The sequence below is a fragment of the Arthrobacter sp. UYNi723 genome (genome assembly GCF_054057635.1).
The window spans coordinates 77013-97512 of sequence record NZ_JBSRZM010000007.1; the positions used below are offsets into that span (position 1 = coordinate 77013).

Annotated in this window: 20 protein-coding genes and 2 pseudogenes; 10 read left to right on the forward strand and 12 right to left on the reverse strand. The window is 65.9% G+C overall.

Going from position 1 to position 20500, the window contains the following annotated elements:
* The first annotated feature begins 44 nt into the window (after window positions 1–44).
* The 5 genes from ACVWY0_RS07595 (at window position 45) to ACVWY0_RS07615 (ending at window position 4131) form a co-directional block, all read left to right on the forward strand.
* Entirely contained in the window at window positions 45–1055 is a 1011-nt protein-coding gene (locus tag ACVWY0_RS07595; protein WP_058930261.1) for a Bug family tripartite tricarboxylate transporter substrate binding protein, read from the forward strand.
* Window positions 1052–1564 carry a tripartite tricarboxylate transporter TctB family protein gene (locus tag ACVWY0_RS07600; protein ID WP_485836143.1) on the forward strand — a complete coding sequence of 171 codons (513 nt, stop codon included), beginning with the start codon at window positions 1052–1054 and terminating at the stop codon, window positions 1562–1564. The genes ACVWY0_RS07595 and ACVWY0_RS07600 overlap by 4 nt, the downstream gene beginning before the upstream one ends.
* A complete protein-coding gene (locus ACVWY0_RS07605; protein ID WP_485836144.1) occupies window positions 1564–3177 on the forward strand; it encodes a tripartite tricarboxylate transporter permease in 1614 nt (537 codons plus the stop codon). Before ACVWY0_RS07600 ends, ACVWY0_RS07605 begins: the two co-directional genes overlap by 1 nt.
* Window positions 3178–3288: 111 nt before the next feature.
* Complete coding sequence (locus ACVWY0_RS07610; protein WP_485836145.1) at window positions 3289–3690, forward strand: universal stress protein; 402 nt, start codon at window positions 3289–3291, stop codon at window positions 3688–3690.
* Window positions 3691–3873: 183 nt separating this feature from the next.
* Window positions 3874–4131 carry a hypothetical protein gene (locus ACVWY0_RS07615; protein ID WP_485836146.1) on the forward strand — a complete coding sequence of 86 codons (258 nt, stop codon included), beginning with the start codon at window positions 3874–3876 and terminating at the stop codon, window positions 4129–4131.
* A 121-nt stretch (window positions 4132–4252) separates the two neighbouring features.
* On the opposite strand, the gene ACVWY0_RS07620 is transcribed toward ACVWY0_RS07615, so the two are convergent.
* From ACVWY0_RS07620 to ACVWY0_RS07635, 4 genes are all read right to left on the reverse strand, one after another.
* Window positions 4253–4489 carry a hypothetical protein gene (locus ACVWY0_RS07620; RefSeq protein ID WP_056348863.1) on the reverse strand — a complete coding sequence of 79 codons (237 nt, stop codon included), beginning with the start codon at window positions 4487–4489 and terminating at the stop codon, window positions 4253–4255.
* A 161-nt stretch (window positions 4490–4650) separates the two neighbouring features.
* Window positions 4651–6243 carry a histidine ammonia-lyase gene (hutH, locus tag ACVWY0_RS07625; RefSeq protein ID WP_485836147.1) on the reverse strand — a complete coding sequence of 531 codons (1593 nt, stop codon included), beginning with the start codon at window positions 6241–6243 and terminating at the stop codon, window positions 4651–4653.
* A 9-nt stretch (window positions 6244–6252) separates the two neighbouring features.
* The gene (locus ACVWY0_RS07630; protein WP_485836148.1) at window positions 6253–7971 is read right to left on the reverse strand and encodes a urocanate hydratase; all 1719 of its coding nucleotides are present in this window, start codon (window positions 7969–7971) and stop codon (window positions 6253–6255) included.
* A gap of 185 nt (window positions 7972–8156) precedes the next feature.
* Window positions 8157–9011 (reverse strand): IclR family transcriptional regulator, encoded by an 855-nt coding sequence (locus ACVWY0_RS07635; RefSeq protein ID WP_485836149.1) that lies wholly within the window; start codon window positions 9009–9011, stop codon window positions 8157–8159.
* Between the two features lie 220 nt (window positions 9012–9231).
* On the opposite strand from ACVWY0_RS07635, the gene ACVWY0_RS07640 reads away from it, so the two are divergent.
* The gene (locus ACVWY0_RS07640) at window positions 9232–10032 is read left to right on the forward strand and encodes a GNAT family N-acetyltransferase (RefSeq protein ID WP_485836150.1); all 801 of its coding nucleotides are present in this window, start codon (window positions 9232–9234) and stop codon (window positions 10030–10032) included.
* Window positions 10033–10045: 13 nt separating this feature from the next.
* Here ACVWY0_RS07640 and ACVWY0_RS07645 read toward each other — a convergent pair.
* The 4 genes and pseudogenes from ACVWY0_RS07645 to ACVWY0_RS07660 all read right to left on the reverse strand — a co-directional run bounded on the left by ACVWY0_RS07645 (window position 10046) and on the right by ACVWY0_RS07660 (window position 13464).
* A pseudogene (locus ACVWY0_RS07645) lies at window positions 10046–11631 on the reverse strand (HNH endonuclease signature motif containing protein).
* Window positions 11632–11840: 209 nt separating this feature from the next.
* A complete protein-coding gene (locus ACVWY0_RS07650; RefSeq protein WP_485836151.1) occupies window positions 11841–12812 on the reverse strand; it encodes an NAD(P)-dependent alcohol dehydrogenase in 972 nt (323 codons plus the stop codon).
* Window positions 12809–13042: a helix-turn-helix transcriptional regulator gene (locus ACVWY0_RS07655; RefSeq protein ID WP_058930270.1), complete on the reverse strand. Its 234-nt coding sequence runs from the start codon at window positions 13040–13042 to the stop codon at window positions 12809–12811. Before ACVWY0_RS07655 ends, ACVWY0_RS07650 begins: the two co-directional genes overlap by 4 nt.
* Window positions 13036–13464 carry a hypothetical protein gene (locus tag ACVWY0_RS07660; RefSeq protein ID WP_485836152.1) on the reverse strand — a complete coding sequence of 143 codons (429 nt, stop codon included), beginning with the start codon at window positions 13462–13464 and terminating at the stop codon, window positions 13036–13038. Before ACVWY0_RS07660 ends, ACVWY0_RS07655 begins: the two co-directional genes overlap by 7 nt.
* A gap of 176 nt (window positions 13465–13640) precedes the next feature.
* Between ACVWY0_RS07660 and ACVWY0_RS07665 the strand changes: the two are divergent.
* Window positions 13641–14069 (forward strand): annotated as a pseudogene (locus ACVWY0_RS07665) (LysE family translocator); the annotation flags it as partial.
* A gap of 124 nt (window positions 14070–14193) precedes the next feature.
* Here the strand turns inward: ACVWY0_RS07665 and ACVWY0_RS07670 are convergent.
* Window positions 14194–15057, reverse strand: a complete 864-nt coding sequence (locus tag ACVWY0_RS07670; protein WP_485836153.1) for an SDR family oxidoreductase — start codon at window positions 15055–15057, stop codon at window positions 14194–14196.
* Between the two features lie 123 nt (window positions 15058–15180).
* On the opposite strand from ACVWY0_RS07670, the gene ACVWY0_RS07675 reads away from it, so the two are divergent.
* Both ACVWY0_RS07675 and ACVWY0_RS07680 read left to right on the forward strand, forming a co-directional pair.
* Entirely contained in the window at window positions 15181–15576 is a 396-nt protein-coding gene (locus ACVWY0_RS07675) for a winged helix-turn-helix transcriptional regulator (RefSeq protein ID WP_485836154.1), read from the forward strand.
* Window positions 15577–15837: 261 nt separating this feature from the next.
* Complete coding sequence (locus tag ACVWY0_RS07680) at window positions 15838–16137, forward strand: hypothetical protein (protein WP_485836155.1); 300 nt, start codon at window positions 15838–15840, stop codon at window positions 16135–16137.
* A 14-nt stretch (window positions 16138–16151) separates the two neighbouring features.
* Here the strand turns inward: ACVWY0_RS07680 and ACVWY0_RS07685 are convergent, their stop codons facing one another.
* Both ACVWY0_RS07685 and ACVWY0_RS07690 read right to left on the reverse strand, forming a co-directional pair.
* The gene (locus ACVWY0_RS07685) at window positions 16152–16901 is read right to left on the reverse strand and encodes a 3-hydroxybutyrate dehydrogenase (protein ID WP_485836156.1); all 750 of its coding nucleotides are present in this window, start codon (window positions 16899–16901) and stop codon (window positions 16152–16154) included.
* A 61-nt stretch (window positions 16902–16962) separates the two neighbouring features.
* Window positions 16963–18345, reverse strand: a complete 1383-nt coding sequence (locus tag ACVWY0_RS07690; protein WP_056349045.1) for an MFS transporter — start codon at window positions 18343–18345, stop codon at window positions 16963–16965.
* A gap of 129 nt (window positions 18346–18474) precedes the next feature.
* Here ACVWY0_RS07690 and ACVWY0_RS07695 point away from each other — a divergent pair, with 129 nt between their 5' ends.
* Window positions 18475–19386: a LysR family transcriptional regulator gene (locus tag ACVWY0_RS07695; protein ID WP_485836157.1), complete on the forward strand. Its 912-nt coding sequence runs from the start codon at window positions 18475–18477 to the stop codon at window positions 19384–19386.
* A 29-nt stretch (window positions 19387–19415) separates the two neighbouring features.
* On the opposite strand, the gene ACVWY0_RS07700 is transcribed toward ACVWY0_RS07695, so the two are convergent.
* Window positions 19416–20366: a spermidine synthase gene (locus ACVWY0_RS07700; protein WP_485836158.1), complete on the reverse strand. Its 951-nt coding sequence runs from the start codon at window positions 20364–20366 to the stop codon at window positions 19416–19418.
* Between the last annotated feature and the right edge of the window lie 134 nt (window positions 20367–20500).

Here is a 20500-nt window from a genome sequence, read left to right on the forward strand (position 1 = left end):
CACCAGTCAGTTACTTGCTGATCAGATTTAGAGAAGAGGAACACATGCGCCAGATCCGCGCATTGCGAATCGCCGCCGTCGCTGCCGGCATCGCCCTGATGGCCACCGGCTGCGGTGCCACCGGGAAGAGCTCTACAGACGGAGCCAGCTCCGGCGCCCCCGCCGGCCCCCTGACCGGGCTCCAGATCATGGTCCCCAACACTGCAGGTGGCGGCTACGACACCACCGCCCGCGTGGCGGCCAAAGTCCTCGAAGACGAGAAAATCGCCACGAACCCCGAAGTCTTCAACCTCGCCGGCGCCGGCGGAACCGTGGGCCTGGCCCGCATCGTCAACGAAAAGGGCAACGGCGACCTCACCATGCTCATGGGCCTGGGCGTGGTGGGCGCGAGCTACACCAACAAGTCCGAGTCCAAGCTGACGGCCACCACTCCCCTGGCCCGGCTCATCGAAGAACCCGGCGCCATCATGGTCAACAAGGATTCGCCCTACAAAACCATCGATGACCTGGTCACCGCCTGGAAGGCTGACCCGGGTTCCATCAGCGTTGGCGGAGGTTCCTCCCCCGGCGGCCCTGACCACCTGCTGCCCATGCAGTTGGCCGGAGCCCTGGGCATCGACGCCACCAAGGTGAACTTCGTGTCCTACGACGGCGGTGGAGACCTCCTCCCGGCCATCCTGGGCAACAAGGTGGGCTTCGCGGCCTCCGGTGCAGGCGAATACCTCAAGCAGATCGAATCCGGTGCGGTCCGTGTCCTGGCCACCAGCGGCGAGAAGCGGCTCGACGGCGTGGACGCTCCCACGCTCAAGGAATCCAACATCGACCTGGTATTCACCAACTGGCGCGGCATCGTGGCCCCTCCGGGCATCACCGACGCTGACAAGGCCAAGCTGATCGCGGCACTCGAAAAGATGCACGGCACGGCCGCCTGGAAGGAAGCCCTGAAGACCAACAGCTGGAGCGACGCCTTCATCACCGGCGCCGAGTTCGAAAGCTTCCTGGCCGAGCAGGACAAGCGGGTGGCGGACGTCCTCACGAAGCTTGGCCTGGCGTGAGCTCCTCACCAACTTTGGCCTCACGGCTCAAAGGCCGCTCCGAGCTGGGGGTTGCCCTCCTGCTCGGGGCGGCCGGGGCCTTGGTCATATGGGACGCAACCCGCATCGCTACCACCTACTCTCAGTCTGATCCCGTAGGACCTAAGACCTTGCCGTTCATCGTGGGCGGCCTGCTGCTGATCTGCGCCGTGATGCTGGCCGTCAACGTGCTCCGCGGTGGCAAAGGCGAGGCGGAAGGCGGCGAGGACGTGGACCTTTCCCACCCCGCCGACTGGAAGACGGTCCTGCCACTGGCAGGCGCCTTCATCGCGAACATCCTGCTGATCGACTGGGCCGGCTGGGTCATCTCCGGCACCATCCTGTTCTGGGGCAGCGTCTGGGCACTGGGCGGCCGGAACTACATCCGCGACGGACTCATCTCGGTGGCAATGTCCCTCCTGACCTTTTACGGTTTCTACCTTGGCCTTGGCATTAACCTGCCCGCCGGCCTCCTGGAAGGGATTCTCTGATGGATGTCTTCTCCTCCCTGATGGACGGCTTTGCCACCGCCCTCACCCCCATGAATTTCCTCTACGCCGTGATCGGCGTCGTCCTGGGTACCGCCGTCGGCGTCCTCCCGGGCCTCGGCCCGGCCATGACCGTTGCGCTCCTGCTTCCGGTCACGTACGCCCTGGAACCCACCAGCGCCTTCATCATGTTCGCCGGCATCTACTACGGCGGCATGTACGGCGGCTCCACCACCTCCATCCTGCTGAATACGCCGGGTGAATCGTCGTCTGTGGTCACGGCCATCGAAGGCAACAAGATGGCGAAAGCCGGCAGGGCCGCCCAGGCGCTGGCGACGGCGGCCATCGGCTCGTTCGTGGCCGGCACCATCGGCACCGCCCTCCTCGCTGTCTGCGCGCCGATCGTGGTGACGTTCGCCATCAGCCTGGGCGCCCCCAGCTACTTCGCGATCATGGTGCTCGCGCTTCTTGCCGTTACCGCGGTCCTGGGTTCCTCGCGGCTCCGGGGCTTCGCGTCCCTGGGCCTCGGCCTCGCCATCGGCCTGGTGGGCCTGGACGTGGTCACGGGCCAGGCCCGGCTCACGTTCGGCGTACCGCTCCTGGCTGATGGCCTGGACATCGTGGTGGTTGCAGTGGCTATCTTCGCCGTGGGCGAGGCGCTGTGGGTTGCCGCGCACCTGCGCCGCACACCCCTGCAGGTCATCCCCGTGGGACGTCCGTGGATGGGCAAAAAGGACTGGAAGCGGTCCTGGAAACCCTGGCTCCGCGGCACCGCGTTCGGCTTCCCGTTCGGCGCACTTCCGGCCGGCGGCGCCGAGATCCCCACATTCCTCTCCTATGTCACCGAGAAGAAACTCAGCAAGCACCCAGAGGAGTTCGGCAAGGGCGCCATCGAGGGCGTGGCCGGTCCGGAAGCAGCCAACAACGCTGCCGCAGCCGGCACTCTGACCCCCATGCTGGCCCTGGGCCTGCCCACCAACGCCACGGCTGCGGTAATGCTGGCAGCCTTCACGCAGTACGGCATCCAGCCGGGACCGCAGCTGTTCGAGAGCCAGGGACCGCTGGTGTGGGCCCTCATCGCGAGCCTCTTCATTGGCAACTTCCTGCTCCTGATCATCAACCTGCCCCTGGCACCGTTGTGGGCCAAGCTCCTGCAGATCCCGCGACCCTACCTGTATGCCGGCATCCTGTTCTTCGCGACACTGGGCGCCTACTCGGTGAACCTGCAGGCGTTCGATCTGGTGCTCCTGCTGGCGCTCGGCGCGCTTGGCTTCATGATGCGGCGGTTCGGACTTCCCGTCCTGCCGCTCATCCTCGGAGTCATCCTCGGACCGCGCATCGAAAAGCAGCTCCGCCAGACGCTGCAGCTCAGCGCCGGCGACCCCGCCGGCCTTTGGAGTGAGCCGATCGCCGTCGGCATCTACATCATCATCGCCCTCATCCTCCTGTGGCCGCTGCTTTTCAAGCTGATCCGCCGGAACCGGCCGGCAGCAGTGCCGGCAGGTGTGGCCGCCACCCGCTCCGGCGCATCCGAACCGACGGATGCCTCGGGTGGCAGCTCCAGCCATAGCAGCCACCGTGCCACCACTGGCGGCGACGGGGACGGCGACGGCTAACCAGTCGGCTACCCAGTCCTGGGCATCAGGCCCGCATCAGCCCCCCGTATCCGCCCCGCCCCGCATCCGCCCCGCAGCAGAAGATCAACTGACAGAAAAAGAGGTACAGCCATGACGATTGTGGTGGGATACGTCCCTACCCCGGAGGGCGAAGCGGCCCTGGCCCAGGCCATCGCCGAGGCCAGGAGGAGCAACACCACCCTGCTGGTCATCAACTCCTCCAAGGGTGATGCCCTGGTGGACAACCGGTACGCCCAGGAGTCCGAAATGCAGGGCATCGAGGCGCGCCTGGCCGCCCACGGGATCGACCACGTGATCAAGCAGCCGGTCCGCGGCCACGATGCGGCAGCGGAGGTGCTCGATGCCGCGGAGGAGCACAACGCCGAGCTCATCGTGATCGGGCTGCGCCGCCGCAGCCCGGTGGGCAAACTGATCATGGGCAGCACGTCGCAGCGGATCCTGCTCGAGGCTGATTGTCCAGTATTGGCCGTCAAAGCGGGCATGGCGGGCTGATCCGGGCACCGCCTTCTATCCGAAGTTTGTTCGCCGGACCCCGCCCTGACGGTGTGGTCCGGCGAACAAGCTTCGGATTTTTGGCGTCTAGGCGCACGAGACAGCAGTCATCTGACATCCTAGGTCCCGTATCCGATAGAGTGGATCGAGCCGTTTTGGCACGAGACACAGAAAGTTCGGCACATGAATACAGCTACATTGGAACGCCCCCTGGCCGCCGTGGCGGCCGTCGAAGCCGCGGCTTCCCTGTCCATCGACCTGCAGTTTTCCACAGCGCACGAGATGCACGAAGGACTGGACAACGCTGTTGCCACGCTGATCGAGCCGGCGAAAGAAGCCGCCTGCGGCATCCTTGTTACGCGGCTGCGCCCGGGACGCTTCACCGTGGCCCTGGACGAGTCGGTCCCCTTTGGTGAAACGTACGAAAGCATTGCAGCCTGAGCTGATTCGGCCCTGGATCCGGGCTTCGATCGATGCTTCGATCCAGCCCGCGATCCACGCAAAGAGTCCCCACCTGCCGGTAACGGAAGGCGGGGACTCTTTGCTATTTGGTCTTGTGTTCCTAACTCCTGCGGACCTCTACACCGTCGGATTTAAGGAAAAGTTCCTTTTCTGACGGAGTGGCCGGCACGAGCCACAGCACGTTCCCGCTCTGCGATACTTCTTCCACTTCGCCCGCCGCAATGACGTGCGCGTGTTTGATGATTTCCACCCGGTCCCCGGCTTTGAGCGTTCCCCACTCCGAGATGGTGGCCGAGTGGACATTGCGCCTCGACAGGACAGCCCCACGTGCTTTCATTTGAACTACTACCCCTTTGTATACGTCCTGCGCCACAGCCTCTTTGATGTGACTTTTACTACACCTTCAGTTCTACTACACTTCCCGGCGTCGAATTGTTCGTGTTGCACCATATTTCGACATTGGACGAATTTCTCGGCAGGACCGAAGGATATTCCCGCTCAGGCAAGAATTCCGACGGCAGATTCGGCGGCTGCCCGGACCCTTCCTGAGGCAACCAGACGGTCAGCTGCCTCCAGCTCCGGCGACAGGAACCGGTCGGTTCCCGGGCCTTCGACGACGGACCGCAGCACCCCGATCACGGCAGCGCCTGCCGGGCCGGGGGTGAGCTCGCCGTCGGACAGCTGCGTCCGCATGTCGATGGCACGGGCGCTCGTCACCAGTTCGATGGCCAAGACGCGGCGAAGGTTCTCCACGGCCTTGCGGAGCTTTCGGGCCGCGTGCCAGCCCATGGACACGTGGTCCTCCTGCATGGCGGAGCTGGGAATGGAATCCACCGACGCCGGGACGGCCAGGCGCTTGTTCTCCGAGACCAGCCCGGCCTGCGTGTACTGGGCGATCATCAGGCCCGAGTCGACACCCGGATCCGCGGCCAGGAACGCCGGCAGCCCGTGCGAACGCGCCGGGTCCAGCATCCGGTCCGTCCGGCGCTCAGCGATGGAGCTGAGGTCCGCAACGGCAATGGCCAGGAAATCCAGGACGTAGGCCACTGGTGCGCCGTGGAAGTTGCCGTTGGAGCTGACGCGCCCGTCCGGCAGGACCACCGGGTTGTCGATGGCCGCGGCGAGCTCGCGGGACGCCACCAGGGCGGCGTAGTCCACCGTGTCCCGCGCGGCCCCGGCCACCTGGGGCGCGCAGCGCAGCGAGTAGGCGTCCTGGACTTTGGAATCCCCCACGCGGTGCGAGGCCACGATCGGCGAGTTCGACAACACACGCAGCATGTTGTCCGCGCTGGCGGCCTGGCCGGGGTGCGGACGCAAGGCCGCATGCAGCTCCGGCACAAAAACCTGGTCCGTACCCAGCAGCGCCTCGACGCTGAGCGCGGCGGTGATATCCGCCGTCGTCAGCAGTTGGCGAAGGTCCGCGATGGCCATCAGGAGCATGCCCAACATTCCCTCGGTGCCGTTGACCAGCGCCAGGCCTTCCTTCTCGGCGAGGGTGACCGGTTCGATGCCGTGCCCGGCGAGCAGCTCGGCGACAGCTGCCTCACCCCGCCCGCCGTACGTCACGCCGTCGGGCCCTTCCGCTTCACCCTCTCCCATCAGCACCAGGGCGCAGTGGGACAGCGGGGCGAGGTCGCCGGAGCAGCCAAGCGAGCCGAATTCGCGGACCACCGGTGTGATGCCGGCATTGAGAACGTCCACCATGGTCTGCAGGACGACGGGGCGGACGCCGGTGCGGCCGGAGGCCAGTGTCTTGGCGCGCAGGAACATAATGCCGCGGACCACCTCGCGTTCCACGGCCGGGCCCATGCCGGCGGCGTGGCTGCGGATCAGCGATTTCTGCAGCTGGGTGCGCAGCTCGCTGGGGATGTGCCGGTTGGCCAGCGCGCCGAAGCCGGTGGAAATGCCGTAGGCGGGGGTCTCGCTGTGCGCGAGTTCGTCGATGTGCGCGCGGACCTTCGCCACCGTGTCCAGCGCTTCCTGGGCGATGGTCACCTGGGCGTTGTGGCGGGCGACGGCGACAACGTCCTCGGGCGTGACGCCGCTGGAGCCAAGGGTGACGGTGAGCGGTGCTTGCGTGGTGATGGTCATTGAATGTTCCTAGTTCTTTGCTTCTGCGGAGTCTGCGGTCTCGTTCATGGGGATGCGGACGCCGCGTTCTTTGGCGACGTCGGTGGCTCGGTCGTAGCCGGCGTCGGCGTGGCGGATGACGCCCATGCCGGGGTCGTTGGTGAGGAGGCGTTCGAGTTTCTGGGCGGCGAGGTCGGTGCCGTCGGCGACGGAGACCTGGCCGGCGTGGATGGAGCGGCCGATGCCGACGCCGCCGCCGTGGTGGATCGAGACCCAGGTGGCGCCGGAGGCGGTGTTAAGCAGGGCGTTCAGCAGCGGCCAGTCCGCAATGGCGTCGGAGCCGTCGGCCATGGCTTCGGTCTCGCGGTACGGGGAGGCGACGGAGCCGGAGTCGAGGTGGTCGCGGCCGATCACGATGGGCGCTTTGACCTTGCCTTCCTTGACGAGCTGGTTGAAGAGCAGGCCGGCCTTGGCGCGGTCGCCGTAGCCGAGCCAGCAGATCCGGGCCGGCAGGCCTTCGAACTCGACGCGTTCCTGGGCGGCGTCGATCCAGCGGTGCAGGTGCTTGTTCTCGGGGAAGAGTTCCTTGATGGCCTCATCCGTGACCGCGATGTCCTCGGGGTCACCGGAGAGCGCGACCCAGCGGAACGGGCCCAGACCCTCGCAGAAGAGCGGGCGGATGTAGGCCGGGACGAAGCCGGGGAATTCGAAGGCGCGGGTGTAGCCGCCCGTGCGGGCCTCGTCGCGGATGGAGTTTCCGTAGTCGAAGACCTCGGCGCCGGCGTCCTGGAACTCCACCATGGCCTGGACCTGCCGGGCCATGGAGGCCTGGGCCTTCTTGGTGAAGCCCTCCGGGTCGGCGGCGGCCTCGGTGTGCCATTCGGCGACCGTGATGCCTTCGGGCAGGTAGGACAGCGGGTCGTGGGCGGAGGTCTGGTCCGTGACGATATCGACCGTGAGCTCGCCCGCACGGTGGCGGCGCAGGATCTCGGGGAAGACCTCGGCGGCGTTTCCGACGTAGCCGACGGACCAGCCGCGGCGCTCTTCCTTGGCCGCCAGGACCTTGGCGATGGCGGTGTCGAGGTCGGTTTCGACCTCGTCGAGGTAGCGTTTGCCGGCGCGGCGGCGCAGGTGGCTTTCGTCGACGTCGACGATCAGGCAGGCGCCCTCGTTCAGGGTGACCGCGAGCGGCTGGGCACCGCCCATGCCGCCGCAGCCGCCGGTGAGGGTCAGGGTCCCGGCGAGCGTGCCGTCCTCGTCGCCGGTGAGTTTGCGGGCGATAGCGGCGAAGGTCTCGAAGGTGCCCTGCAGGATGCCCTGGGTGCCGATGTAGATCCAGGACCCGGCGGTCATCTGGCCGTACATCATGAGGCCCTCGGCCTCGAGCCGGCGGAACTCGGGCCAGTTCGCCCAGTCACCCACGAGGTTGGAGTTCGCCAGGAGTACCCGCGGCGCCCATTCGTTGGTGCGGAACACGCCCACCGGCTTGCCGGACTGGACCAAAAGGGTCTCGTCGCTTTCCATGGTTTCGAGGGTGCGGGTGATCGCATCAAACGCCGCCCAGGACCGGACCGCACGGCCCGTGCCGCCGTAAACCACCAGATCATCGGGGCGCTCGGCGACCTCGGGGTCCAGGTTGTTCATCAGCATCCGCAGCGGGGCTTCGGTCTGCCAGCTCTTGGCGGTGAGCTCAGTGCCGCGGGCAGCTTTGACCGGGCGGGCACCGGTAGTGAAATCGGCGGGTGCCATGAGGGGCTCCTTTGTGTTCTGGGCGAGTACGAGGTTCGCGGTGTTGGGAAGTGGTTCTGTATCAACTAAAGCCGTTCCGGGCGGGGCCGGACAGGGCTTTAGGAGGGGTGGTGTCCGGGATTCCAGACCGCTGCGGGTTCCTGTCGGACCGTCGGCGAGGCAGAGCCAGCCGACGGCGGGCAGTACTACTTGGCAGGGCGGCCGTGGATGCGGACGGAGAGTTCGTCCGCTACTTTCTGGACCCGCGCGGCGAGCGCCGGCCATTGGTCCGCCGGCAATTTGTCCTCGAGGAACGTGACGGCGACTGCCGCCGTCGGCCATCCCACGTGGTCCGTGACAGCGGCGGCGATCGAGCCGAAGCCGGGCGTCACCTCGCCATGTTCGGTGGCGTAGCCGCGCTGCCTCACTTGGTCCAGGTGCGAGGACAGCGCGGAATACTTCATGATGGCGCCCTCCACCTCATGCCGGGCGGTGAAGGCCTCGGCATTCGGGTAAAGCGCCCGGACCTGCGACTTGGGCAGTGCGGCGAGAATGGCGCGGCCGCTGGCGGTGAGGTGGCTGGGAAGCCGGACGCCGACGTCGGTCACCAGGGACGGGCGGTTCTTGGCCCGTTCCTCCACGATGTACAGCACGTCGCGGCCATGTAGCACGGCCAGGTGCGCGCTCTCACCGATGACGTCCACCAGCGACGCCAGCAATGGCCGGCCCAGGCGGGACAGCGGCTCCTGCCGGGAATAGGCCGAGCTCAGCTCGAAGGCACTGATGCCCAGCCCGTATCGCTGCTCCTCGTGCAGATGGAGGACAAAGCCGTTCGCCTCCATCACCCCCAGGAGGTGGTAGACGCTGGAGCGCGGCAATCCCAAGGATGTGGCAATGCTCGACGCCGCCATCGGCCCCCGTTTGGAGGCCAACAGCTTGAGGATACGCAGGGTGTTCTCGGCGGCGGGGACTTTGGACGTCGCCCTTGGTTCACTGCCCGCCTCTGGCCTGGCTTCCGTGCTCGACACCACTGCACTCGACTCCACTGCGCCCTCCGTCATTTCTCGCGGGGCTTCCGGCCATGTCCGGGATCCCGTACTTAACTTTGCGCCCACGACCGGTCCCCTCATGGCCATCAAAACACGGCCGGTGTCCGGGATGCCAGACATAGCCAGTCGCGCGCCCCCTTACCGCCTACTGGGCCTGGGTTGTCCTCCCGGCCCGGCTCGGGTCCGCTCGGGGCCGGCGGCGTCCGGCGGCGCTGGTCGTAGGCTGAAGCGTATGGCCTCAACCACCGATATCCTTGCCGCGTACGATTCCCAGCTCCGCCGGCTGGTTCCCCCAGCCGTTCCGGCAGGCCACGAATATCAGCTGCTGGGACCCCTGCTACGCGTGACCGGACAGCGGCGGGGTTTCATCGAATCGGCTCGTGACCTCGGCGTGGAGGTCGGGATGCTCGACAGGATGATCGTCGAACAGCGTGAGTACTTTGCCGGCCGGGGGGAGGCCGTCGAATGGAAGACCCGGGCGCATGACTTCCCAGCTGATCTTGAGTCCCGCCTCCGCGCAGCAGGCTTCGTACCGGAAGATCGCGAGACCGTCCTGGTGGGTGAGACGGCCGCGATGGCCGGTGAACCTGTGGTCCCGGAGGGCATTCAGGTGAGGCTTGCCCGCGAACGCCCTGACCTGGAGCGCATCGCGGCGATGAAATCTGAAGTGTGGGCCGCCGATTACAGCTGGGTGGCCGCTGATCTGCAGCACCGGCTGGCCTCGGACCCGGAAAACCTGGTGGTCTTCCTGGCCGAGGCCTCGGGGGAAGTGGTTTCGGCGGCCTGGCTCGAGATCAATCCCGGCACGGACTTCGCCGGTTTGTGGGGCGGGTCAACTTTGCCTGCATGGCGCGGGCGCGGGATCTATAAGGCTCTGGTTTCCGCACGCGCCCAGGTGGCGGCCGCCCGTGGAGTGAAGTACCTGCAGGTGGACGCGTCCGCTGACAGTGAGCCGATCCTGCGAAGGTTGGGATTCAGGGCAATCACCACCACGACTCCGTTTGTGTGGACTCCTCCTGGAACGGGACGCTGAACCGCAGAGCGACTCACGGTCCTAGATGTTCCAAGACGCTGACGTTCGATGTGGTCGGAGACGGCCGCTCATCCGGGGACGCGTCTTCTGTCCGGGGTTGGTCGGGCTGGTGGTCCTCGGGCAGGGACAGGTCGCCGGGCGGGTTTTGAGGATCCGGGCCAAAATCTTGAAGTCTTAGCCATTCGCCAATTTCTTGATGCCCCAGCTGTTCTTCGATCTGGTGTGGCCAGGTTGGTGGTTCCCAGTCGGGGTGTTCGCTGGCGTAGTACCGTCCGGTGGGTGATATCCAGCCTGGTGGTTTGTTCTTGGTGGCGCCGATTGGTGTCCAGCCTGTGGCGTGGCGGAGTCTGTGGTGTTTGGGGCAGGGCTGGCCGAGATTTGAGATGCCGGTGCTGCCGCCATGAGCCCAGGCGAGGAGGTGGTCGGCTTCGTTGTCCAAGGACTGGTTGCTGCAGCCGGGGAACGGGCACTTACCGTCGCGCAGCCGTAGCCATTGGCGCTGGGCTTTCGTCACGCGGTAGCTGGTCCGCCCGATCTCCAGTGGAGCTCCGTCGCGGGGATCTGTCAGGACCCGGCGAAAGGACTCCGCACCGTCCGCGACGAGCCGGCGGGCCATGGATGGTGGGATCGGGCCGTATCCGTCGAGCATGCCGGGCTCATCCGTGACACCCAGCAGCGAGAGGACCGGGACGGTGACAAGAACCTGCGCCCTCGGCGATGGAACAACAGGCGACGGAACACCATCAGCAAAACCGCTGCTCATTTCCCGGCTCCCATCACCGGTTCCGCCGAGGAGCCAGGTAGCGGCGGTGTCAGCGCGGAGCTGGCTGAGGGTCCGGCCCTCATGAGGTCCCTGCAACGCCCTGGCGGCGGCGGTGGTGCGGTCCCAGATCCCGGCGGCCTGATCCGCGGGCAGGTACGCGGAGAGCCAGGCCATGCCGTCGCGGTCCGGGGCGTACTCCAGGCGCCGATCCTGGACACCGCGTGCGTGGCGCTTTTCGATACTGACCGGATGATGCCGTTCCCGCCACGTATGGGCCTTGTGCCGGAACCTCCCGGGGACGAGCCCACCGGCCAGGCAACCCCTCGCCCGGTTGAGTGCGTGAGGGTCCAGGAATGCGCCTCCAACGCCTGTGCAGCGGCCGGGTCCAGGTTCACGGTTTCGTCGACCATGATCCGGGCGTGCTGCCACGAGATCGTCCCTGCCTGCAACGCCGACAACGTCAGGGGAAGGGCCGTGGCGAGTTTGTGGGCTTCGGCGAGCAGGGCGCCCGCGGCGCGTTCGCTGACCGTCAGCACACACGCGACCTCAGCGACCACCGCCATCTCCTGCCCGGTATGGTCCTGCGGCGACTCAGCAGGACCCGCCAGGGCCTCGGCAGAGGCGGCATACAAGGTGGCCGCGTGAACCTTCAGCGCCGCCAACTTCGCCTCCCCGCAGGCCACGGCAGCCAGCGTCCGCAGGGCAATCTCGGCCCTCCGATGCAACAGATCAGCACACGGACCCGAGGCCTCACCAGCTTCACCGATCACAACCGCCAGCTCAGCGAAGGACACCGCAAGGGCCTCCGCCGTCGCCACCGCTGCTCTGCTATCCATACTCAAATCATCGCGCGAGGCTCTGACAATAACGGCGAGGCTGAACGGCTATGTGCATAACCCTTCTGACGTCATTGTTGAAGTGTCGGCGGAGCTGGGCGCTTATGTGTCCCCTCGCACGGGGGCCGCACGTGTCACCTCGCGCAGGGGGCTCAAGTGTCCCTTCGCGCCGAGGGTGGAAGGGCGACGGGGTGGGAGCGTGAAGAGCGTCAGATGCTGACAACAACCTTGCCGCGGGCCTTGCCTTCGTGCATGTATTCGACGGCGGCCGGCGCCTCAACGAGCGCGTAGACCTTGTCCACGGCAGGCTTCACACTGCCGGCTTCAATGAGCATGGTCAGCGCCTCGAGATCGCGATAGTTTTCCGTCGAAACAAGCCCCTTGAATTTCTGCCCGGAGAACAGCGACACCAGCGGCGCACCCATCGAACGCTCAAACCCGCCGGTCAGGTTCCCACCGCCCTCGCCGCCGACGATCACCAGCGTCCCCCGCGGGGTCAGCACGCGCCGCAGGACTGAGAGCGGCCGGTTGCCGGCGGTATCCAGGATGACGTCGTAACGCATTCCGGCGCGGGAAAAATCGTCCCGGGTGTAGTCGATGACCTGATCAGCGCCGAGGGACCGGACCAGCTCCATTTTTCCTGTGCTGCAGACGCCTGTGACCTCTGCCCCGAATGCCTTCGCCACCTGCACCGCAAAGGACCCGACTCCCCCGCCAGCACCGATGATCAGCACCTTCTGGCCGGTCGTCATCTGTCCGGCATCGCGGACAGCCTGCAACGCGGTTACACCCGAAATGGGTGCCACCGCAGCTTCCTCGAACGTGAGGTTCGCGGGCTTCGTGGCCACACGACCCTCCCTGGCGCAGACAAATTCCGCGAAGGACCCCTCACACGTGCCGAACACTTCGTCGCCAAGCTGGAAGCGTGTGACGCCAGCCCCCACAGCCTCCACGACGCCGGCAACCTCACGGCCGCGGACCGGAATCTTGGGCTTCTTCAGCCCGAAGCCGAAGAGGCGGAGCAGATACGGCCGCCCGGTCATGAGGTGCCACACACCCTGGTCGACGCCGGCCGCGCGGACCCTGATCAGTACTTCCCCATCACCCGGCACAGGCAGCGGGATATCCCTTAGTTGGAGCACGTCGGCATTCCCGTAAACGTCCTGCACGATAGCTTTCATGATGCGTCTCCTTGATGATTCGGGTACTGGAACACGTCCTCGAGCGGCACGCTGAGCACATGGGCGATCTGGAACGCCATCTCCAGGGACGGTGAGTACCGGCCCTGTTCTATGGCGATGACGGTCTGGCGGGTGACGCCCACACGTTCGGCGAGTTCGGCCTGCGTCATCTCGCCCCGTTCGAACCGCAGGCGGCGGATTGAATTGGTCACCCGCGTTGGCTTCACCACGGCTGGAACCCCCGGCGGTACGCGACGGTCTTGGCCACGGAGCCCAGGATCGCGGACAACACAAACGTCAGGTAGATGACGTTTGCGATCCAGAAGTGGTCCACCTCGGCCATCGCCAGGAGCAGCGCCGCGACGCCGCCGATGACCACAAACGACTGCCCGATGTACTCGCCGAAACGGTAGATCTCCCTGTCGCGCTGGTCCTTCTTCCCGGCCTCCTTGGGCGAAATAATGCCCAAGAGTACGTGCACGGCGATGGACGCAGCAATGGATGCCCCGATGGTCCACAGCAGTGGAGCCACGTACGGAACCTCGGCAACGGGCATTGTGCCGGCCAGGCCCAGGACGATGGCCAGATACACGCCATAAGAACCCGCGGCCACCACCCCCATGATCCAGGCGCTCTTCTCTTCGAAGGACATTTCCGTTCCTGCCATTTCCACCAGATGTAAAACAAAGCTGACATTTCAAATGTAAAGAAAACCAGACATGATGTCAAGAGTTTTGGACTCGGTACAACGCGCAGTGCAGATACCAGCCCCCAGTCTGAGATGGAAGACGCCAACCGCCCGTGAGTCTCATCATCTCGGGCGCCAAAGTGGTCCTCTTCAGCGTGGTGAAGCTGGCCGGGGCCGCCTACCTGGTCTATCTGGGCATCAAGGCCATCCGGAACCGGCGGCACCACTCATTCGCGGATCGTCAGCCAGTGGCCACCTCGCCACGACGGCTGGTGGCGGAAGGCCTGGTGGTTGGTATCACTAACCCCAAGTCAGTGGTGTTCTTCGTGGCGGTGCTGCCGCAGTTTGTTGACTACCCTTCCGGGGCCATTCCGTTCCAGCTGGCGCTGCTGGGGGCGGTGTTCCTGCTGATCGCCATCGTTTCAGACAGCCTCTGGGCCGTCGCCGCAGGGTCAGCCCGCCAATGGTTTGCCCGGTCACCCCGCCGGGTTTCAGCGGTGGAGGCAACAGGCGGGGCCTTGATGATCGGCCTCGGCGGAACCTTGGCCTTGACCGGCAGCAAGTCCTAGTTGCCCGCCCCGACGCTCTCCCACTTTTGGGGCGATTTGGGCCAACGCTCTCTCATCTGAGGTGAGAGAGCGTTGGCCCAAAACGTGCATTAAGCGAGAGAGCGTCCGGGAGTTGCGCTCGTGCTCAGACGGCGGCGAGCGCCGAGCGGACCGCAGCCGGCATCGGCGTTGTGGGCCGGCCGATCAGGGTGCGGAGGTCCGAGCCGCTGACCAGGAGGTCGCCGCGGGCAATGCCGAGGTCCGAGTCCGCCAGGATGTCGGCGAAGAGCTCCGGCACGCCGAATCCGGCGAGGAGTCCTGCGTAGTCGCTGGCCGGAAGGTCCTGGTACACCACGGGCCTGTTGGCCGCGGCGCTGATTTCCTGGGCCAGTTCGGTGAGCGTGAAGGCGTGGTCTCCGCCGAGCTCGTAGACCTTGCCGGCCTGGTTCTCGGCAACCAGCACGGCCGCCGCCGCCTCGGCGTAGTCCACCCGGGCCGCGGCACTGACCTTGCCTTCACCGGCGCTGCCGGCAAGCGCGCCCTGGGCAAGGGTGCCCTGCAGCTGGTCGGTGTAGTTCTCGAGGTACCAGCCGTTGCGGAGAATGGCGAATGGAACCCCTGAGTCCTTCAGGATGGCCTCGGTTGCCTGGTGCTCAGCGGCCAGCTTCATGCCGGTGGTGTCAGCGTTGGCCACACTTGTGTAGGCCAGCAACTCCACGCCTTCGGCCTTGGCTGCCTCAATCACCGTGCGGTGCTGGTCCACGCGCTGGCCAACCTCGCTGCCGGAAATCAGGAGAACCTTGCTGGCGCCCTGCAGGGCCAGCGCCACGGACGCGGCGTCCGTGTAGTCCATTGCCCTGACCTGGACGCCGCGCGCTGCGAAGTCGGCAAGCTTTTCAATGGACCGGCCGGCGGCCACAATCTCTGCCGCCGGAACGTTGCGCTCCAGGAGGGCCTCGACGACGTGGCGGCCAAGCTGTCCGGTTGCTCCGGTGATGACGATGCTCATGGGTTGGTTCCTTTCACCATTTCTTAGGGGGTCACCTTCCACAACCAGCCGCCCCACCGATTACTTCCTGAAAGACAGTACGCACTTTTAGGTAAGGTACTCACCTTTTGGTAAGTTGTGGGTATGGAAGCGACTGTACGGCCCACCAACCTGCCGGAAGATCTCCGGGCACACCTGCCGGAAGGATTGGCCGACGGCGTGTTCCCGGCTGGGTGCCCCAGCCGTACCGTCCTGGACCACATCACCAGCAAATGGGGAGTGCTGATCCTCTTGGCGCTCTCGGAAGGTGAGCAGCGCTGGAGCGAACTCCGGCGCCGGGCAGAGGGAATCAGCGAGAAAATGCTGGCGCAGACCCTCAAGACCCTGGAGCGCGACGGCCTGGTGCTGCGGAAGGCCCAGCCGGTCATCCCGCCCCGCGTGGACTACAGCCTGACCGAACGCGGCTATGAGCTGTCCGGCCTGCTCGTCCCGCTCATCACCTGGGCCTACAACAACGCTGACGACATCCTCAACGGCTAGCGCTGATTCCGGCGGGGCGCTGATTTCGGCCCGCCCTGATTCCCGGACAACCATGATTCCCGGCCGGCGCCGACCCCTGAATCCCCTAAGTAGGACTCGTCCGCGAAGTCGAGTACATGTTACTGGTGTGACTGGTGTGAATAGCGCATAGCGTATCTGGAAGGTGCCAGCCAGGAATTGGAGGACCATCCTCTGCTGGGAGCGTTCCGGCAACCGCACCGACAGTGAGCGGACGAGCGCCGCGCTGAAGGAGTTGTTCCGATGGTCAACGCTGCCCGCAATCCGGCCCAACACGAACCTCGCCATGACCGCCTTGACCGCCACCGCGGCGACGAAGCCGCCGCGAGGCAACCGCGCCTCATGGCAAGGGCCTGGAACCGCGTCCGCGCGGTGCCAGGCCCAGCAAGCCCTTACAAAATCGGTGACGCCGTGGTGGGGGACGATCCCTTCAACGGCCGGCACGAGGGTGTGGTGGTCTCACGGACGACCGGCTCCGTGGGTATGGGGACCGCAGAGGGCGTTGTCTACTACGATCCCCGCCAGGTCAGACGGCAGGAGTAGGCAACCGGCCCGGCCTACCGCGCCGACCAGCCGCCGTCCATCGCGTAGCTGGCCCCGGTGACCATACCGGCATGATCGGACGCCAGCCAGGCCGCCAGGGAGGCCACTTCCTCCGGTTCCACCAGGCGTTTCACGGCGGACTCGGTGAGCATCACCCTGGCCAGGACCTCCGACTCGGGGATGCCGTGCACCTTGGCCTGGTCCGCGATCTGCTTCTCGACCAGCGGGGTCCGGACGTAGCCAGGGTTGATGCAGTTGGACGTGACTCCGTGCCCCCCGCCCTCAAGTGCCGTCACCTTGCTCAGCCCTTCCAGGCCGTGCTTGGCGGAAACGTACGCGCTTTTGAACGGGGAGGCCCGGATTCCGTGCACGGATGACACGTTGATGATGCGGCCGAAGCCGTTGGCGTACATGTGCGGCAGCGCGGCCCGGATCAGCAGGAACGGGGCCTCGAGCATCAGCGCGATGATCCGGCGGAAGTCCGCCGGATCGAACGCTTCGATGGGGCTGATGCTCTGGATCCCGGCGTTGTTCACCAGGATGTCGCAGTCCAGGCTCAGGGTGGCGAGTGCTTCCACGTCCAGCAGGTCAACGGCCCAGGCAGTGCCGCCCACTTCATCGGCGAGGGCGGCAGCGCCGGCGGAGTCGACGTCGGCCACCACCACTTTCGCCCCGCGGGCGGCGAGTTCCCGGACGCAGGCAGCCCCGATCCCGCTGGCGCCGCCGGTCACCACGGCCTTGCGGCCGTTCAGTGTGTTTTCCATTGCAGATCTGTTTCCCATCGTGTGCGCGCTCAATTTCCCTGCGGTGAACTGCTCAGGCAGTTCAGCGTGAGGCCGCCGGGAGCAGTCCCTCGCGGGCGGCGTCGGCCTTGTCCACTTCTTCCAGCGCGATACCCTTGGTTTCCTTCAGGCTCAGGACCGCCACCGTAGTGATCGCGCAGGCAACCACGAGGTAGATCGCCGTGGGCAGCCAGGAACCGGTGTCCTTGAGCCACTGGGTAGCCAGCAGCGGGGCCAGCGAACCGGCGAAGATCGAGGTGACCTGCGAGCCCAGCGAAACGCCCGAGTAGCGCATCCGGGTGGGGAAGAGCTCGGCCATGATGGCAGGCTGGCCGGCATACATAAACGCGTGCAGGCACAGGCCGATGGTCACAGCCAGGACAATCACCACGGCGTTGCGGGTATCGAACATGGGGAAGGCGAAGAACGGCCAGGCCGCACCGGAGATGGACCCGATCAGGTAGACCGGCTTGCGTCCCAGCTTGTCCACGAGCCGTCCCACCTGCGGGATGACCAGGAAGTGGATGACGTGGGCGATCAGGAGTGCAAGCAGGAGCGAGGACGTGTCGTACTTGTGCACGCTCTTGAGGTAGACAATGGCGAAGCTGACCACCAGGTAGTACATGATGTTCTCCGCGAAGCGCAGCCCCATGGCCTGCAGGATGCCCTTGGGGTACTTGCGCACCACCTCGAAGACGCCGTAGCTGACGGCCTGCTCCTTCTCCACAAGGGCCTTGGCTTCAAGGAAGATGGGCGCCTCGGTGACGTGGGTGCGGATGTAGTAGCCAACGAAGACGATCACGGCGGAAAGCCAGAAGGCCACGCGCCAGCCCCAGCCGAGGAATGCCTCCGGGCTCAGGGCGGTGGACATAATAAACAGCACCAGCGTTGCCAGCAGGTTGCCCACCGGCACTGCGGCCTGCGGCCAGCTGGACCAGAATCCGCGGGACTTGTTGGGGCTGTGTTCGGCAACCAGCAGCACGGCGCCGCCCCATTCGCCGCCGAGCGCGAAGCCCTGGATGAAGCGGAGGGCCACCAGCAGAGCCGGAGCCAGGTAGCCGATGTCGGCAAAGCCCGGGAGGCAGCCCATCAGGAAGGTGGCCACGCCGACGATCACGATGGTCAGCTGCAGCGTCGGCTTGCGTCCCAGTTTGTCGCCGATCTGGCCGAAGACGATGCCGCCGAGGGGGCGTGCCACGAAGCCCACCGCGTAGGTCAGGAACGCCTGGATGATGCCGTCCAGCTCGTTGCCGGTGGCAGGGAAGAAGTACTTCCCGAAGACCAGGGTGGCGGCGGTGGCGTAGAGGAAGAATTCGTACCATTCCACCACCGTGCCCACCATCGACGCGGCCACAATCTTCTTAAGCCCGGATCCCTTGGGTGCGGATCCGGCGGCATTGTCTGCCGAGCGCTGCTCTACGCTCATGAGTTTCTCCTTAGTGTCCACTTTGACACGCGCTGTGATCCACAGCACTAATGGCTCCACTGAGTATTACTGCACAAACCTGAGCCTTCAATGCCCAATCCGGCACCAACTGTGTGCACAATTGCAGATATGAAGGCGAATCCCGATGACCTCCTGGTCCTGCTTGCGGTATCCCGCTCCGCCAAATTTACGACGGCGGCGCAAGTGTTGGGGCTGAACCACACCACCGTCTCGCGTCGGATAGCCGCCTTGGAGAAGGCGCTCGGCGGACGTGTCCTGGCCCGGGCGGCCGGCGGCTGGGAACTGACGGAACTGGGCACGGAGGCTGTCCGGGTCGCCGAACAGGTGGAGGCGGCGGTCAGTGTGCTGGGACCGGCAGGCCAGGCACCGGACCCGATTACCGGCGTCGTACGCATGACGGCGACCGACGGCTTCAGCGCCTACATCGCAGCGCCCGCGGTGGCGCGGCTGCGCCGGAAACACCCGGGGCTGAGCGTGGAAGTGGTGACCATGACCCGGCGCGCATTGCAGCAGCGCTCGGGCCTGGACATCGAAGTGGTGGTGGGCGAACCGCAGGTCCACCGGGCCGAAGCCGTTCAGCTGGGCGAGTACATGCTGGGGATGTACGCCTCGCGTGCCTACCTCGCCGAGAACGGGACGCCGGCGAGCGTTGCCGAGCTGACGGAGCACCCGCTGGTCTACTTCGTGGATTCGATGCTGCAGGTGGACGACCTGGACGCACCCCGGCGGCTGGTGCCGGCCATGCGCGAAGGGCTGACGTCCACCAACGTGTTTGTCCATGTGGAGGCCACCCGTGCCGGTGCGGGCATCGGGTTCCTGCCGTGCTTTATGGGCAATCTGCACAACGACCTGGTCCGGCTGCTCCCCGACGACTTCGCCGAACTGCTCCCTTATTGGATGGTGCTGCGGCCGGATTCGATGCGCCGCCCCGCCGTGGCCGCCGTGGTGCAGGCACTGCGCGACCAGACGGCGGCGCACCGGGACGCCCTGCTGGGGAGGGGCAGGAACTCCGGTGGTTGAGCTTGTCGAAACCCAGGATTTCGGCAAGCTCAATCACCGGAGGCGTTCACTGCCGGGTCGTGACGGACCTGGGAGTTCGCGGCGAAGGCGCGCACCTGGGCGTCGTTCCAGATGTGGGCCGGGACGGCACCGCCCAAAAGCCGGCGGGCAAGCTGCGGGTCCCCGTCCAGCGGGGTGTCGCTGCCGGCCATAACCATGTTGCCGTAGCGGCGGCCCTTCAGCATGGAGGGGTCGGCGATGATGACGGTGTGTGCGAACGCGGCCGCGATGGTGGCGGCGTCTTCCCGCGCATTCTTCAGATCCGGGGCGTCGCCTGAGTTCACTACATAGATGCCGCCCGGCGACAGGACCCGCTTGATGTGGTCATTGAACTCGGCGGTGGTGAGCGGCCGCGGCGTGAGTGAACCGGCAAACACGTCACGGATGATGAAGTCGCGGCTGTCCGGTGTGAGCGTCTCGGTGACCTCGCGGGCCTCCCCCACGCGCAGCCGAAGAAGTGGCGCCTTGGGAAGGTCGAACCAGCCGCGGACGTACTCGGCCAGTTTGCCGTCGAGCTCCACCACCACCTGTCGGGCGTCCGGATAGGCGGTGTGGAAGTACCGGGCCAGGGAACAGGCCCCGCCGCCAAGATGCAGTCCGCGCAGCTTCTCGGCTCCGCCCGCGGTGGGCGCAACACCCTTGGGCCCGCCCTTTCCGGACTTCGGCGGCCAACGTGATTCGATCAGCGCCGCCATCCAGCGCATGTACTCAAAATCGAGGAAAAGCGGATCGGCGAGGTCGATGTGGGAGCTCATAACGCCATTGATTTTCAGGAGCCACCCGTCGGAGTTGTCCTGGTCCGCAATGAGCTCGCAGTCGCCGGTATCAACGTAGTAGACGCCCTCAACCGGGCCCTCAGGACGGGTTCCCTTGGGCACGTCGATGACACCCGCCGTCGAACGCTGGCTGTTCCGCCCGCCTGACTTGCCGCGCTTTGCCATTTACCCGTGTGCTGCTTCAGTCATGGATCAACCATAATTGACCGCCCAGCGTCAGCGGTCCGGCGCGGTCTCAGTCCAGAACGGTCCGGCGCGGGCCGGACCGAACCGCGGGGAATAGGGCTAGGCTGCGGCAA

Coding starts and splice junctions, on each gene's coding strand:
- ACVWY0_RS07660 (WP_485836152.1), bottom strand. CDS start 13,464: ATGTCCTTCGAAGAGAAGAGCGCCTGGATCATGGGGGTGGTGGCCGCG.
- ACVWY0_RS07650 (WP_485836151.1), bottom strand. CDS start 12,812: ATGAAAGCTATCGTGCAGGACGTTTACGGGAATGCCGACGTGCTCCAA.
- ACVWY0_RS07680 (WP_485836155.1), top strand. CDS start 15,838: ATGGTCAACGCTGCCCGCAATCCGGCCCAACACGAACCTCGCCATGAC.
- ACVWY0_RS07670 (WP_485836153.1), bottom strand. CDS start 15,057: ATGAGCATCGTCATCACCGGAGCAACCGGACAGCTTGGCCGCCACGTC.
- ACVWY0_RS07640 (WP_485836150.1), top strand. CDS start 9,232: ATGGCCTCAACCACCGATATCCTTGCCGCGTACGATTCCCAGCTCCGC.
- ACVWY0_RS07605 (WP_485836144.1), top strand. CDS start 1,564: ATGGATGTCTTCTCCTCCCTGATGGACGGCTTTGCCACCGCCCTCACC.
- hutH (WP_485836147.1), bottom strand. CDS start 6,243: ATGACCATCACCACGCAAGCACCGCTCACCGTCACCCTTGGCTCCAGC.
- ACVWY0_RS07615 (WP_485836146.1), top strand. CDS start 3,874: ATGAATACAGCTACATTGGAACGCCCCCTGGCCGCCGTGGCGGCCGTC.
- ACVWY0_RS07690 (WP_056349045.1), bottom strand. CDS start 18,345: ATGAGCGTAGAGCAGCGCTCGGCAGACAATGCCGCCGGATCCGCACCC.
- ACVWY0_RS07630 (WP_485836148.1), bottom strand. CDS start 7,971: ATGGCACCCGCCGATTTCACTACCGGTGCCCGCCCGGTCAAAGCTGCC.
- ACVWY0_RS07700 (WP_485836158.1), bottom strand. CDS start 20,366: ATGGCAAAGCGCGGCAAGTCAGGCGGGCGGAACAGCCAGCGTTCGACG.
- ACVWY0_RS07595 (WP_058930261.1), top strand. CDS start 45: ATGCGCCAGATCCGCGCATTGCGAATCGCCGCCGTCGCTGCCGGCATC.
- ACVWY0_RS07685 (WP_485836156.1), bottom strand. CDS start 16,901: ATGGAAAACACACTGAACGGCCGCAAGGCCGTGGTGACCGGCGGCGCC.
- ACVWY0_RS07675 (WP_485836154.1), top strand. CDS start 15,181: ATGGAAGCGACTGTACGGCCCACCAACCTGCCGGAAGATCTCCGGGCA.
- ACVWY0_RS07635 (WP_485836149.1), bottom strand. CDS start 9,011: ATGACGGAGGGCGCAGTGGAGTCGAGTGCAGTGGTGTCGAGCACGGAA.
- ACVWY0_RS07610 (WP_485836145.1), top strand. CDS start 3,289: ATGACGATTGTGGTGGGATACGTCCCTACCCCGGAGGGCGAAGCGGCC.
- ACVWY0_RS07695 (WP_485836157.1), top strand. CDS start 18,475: ATGAAGGCGAATCCCGATGACCTCCTGGTCCTGCTTGCGGTATCCCGC.
- ACVWY0_RS07620 (WP_056348863.1), bottom strand. CDS start 4,489: ATGAAAGCACGTGGGGCTGTCCTGTCGAGGCGCAATGTCCACTCGGCC.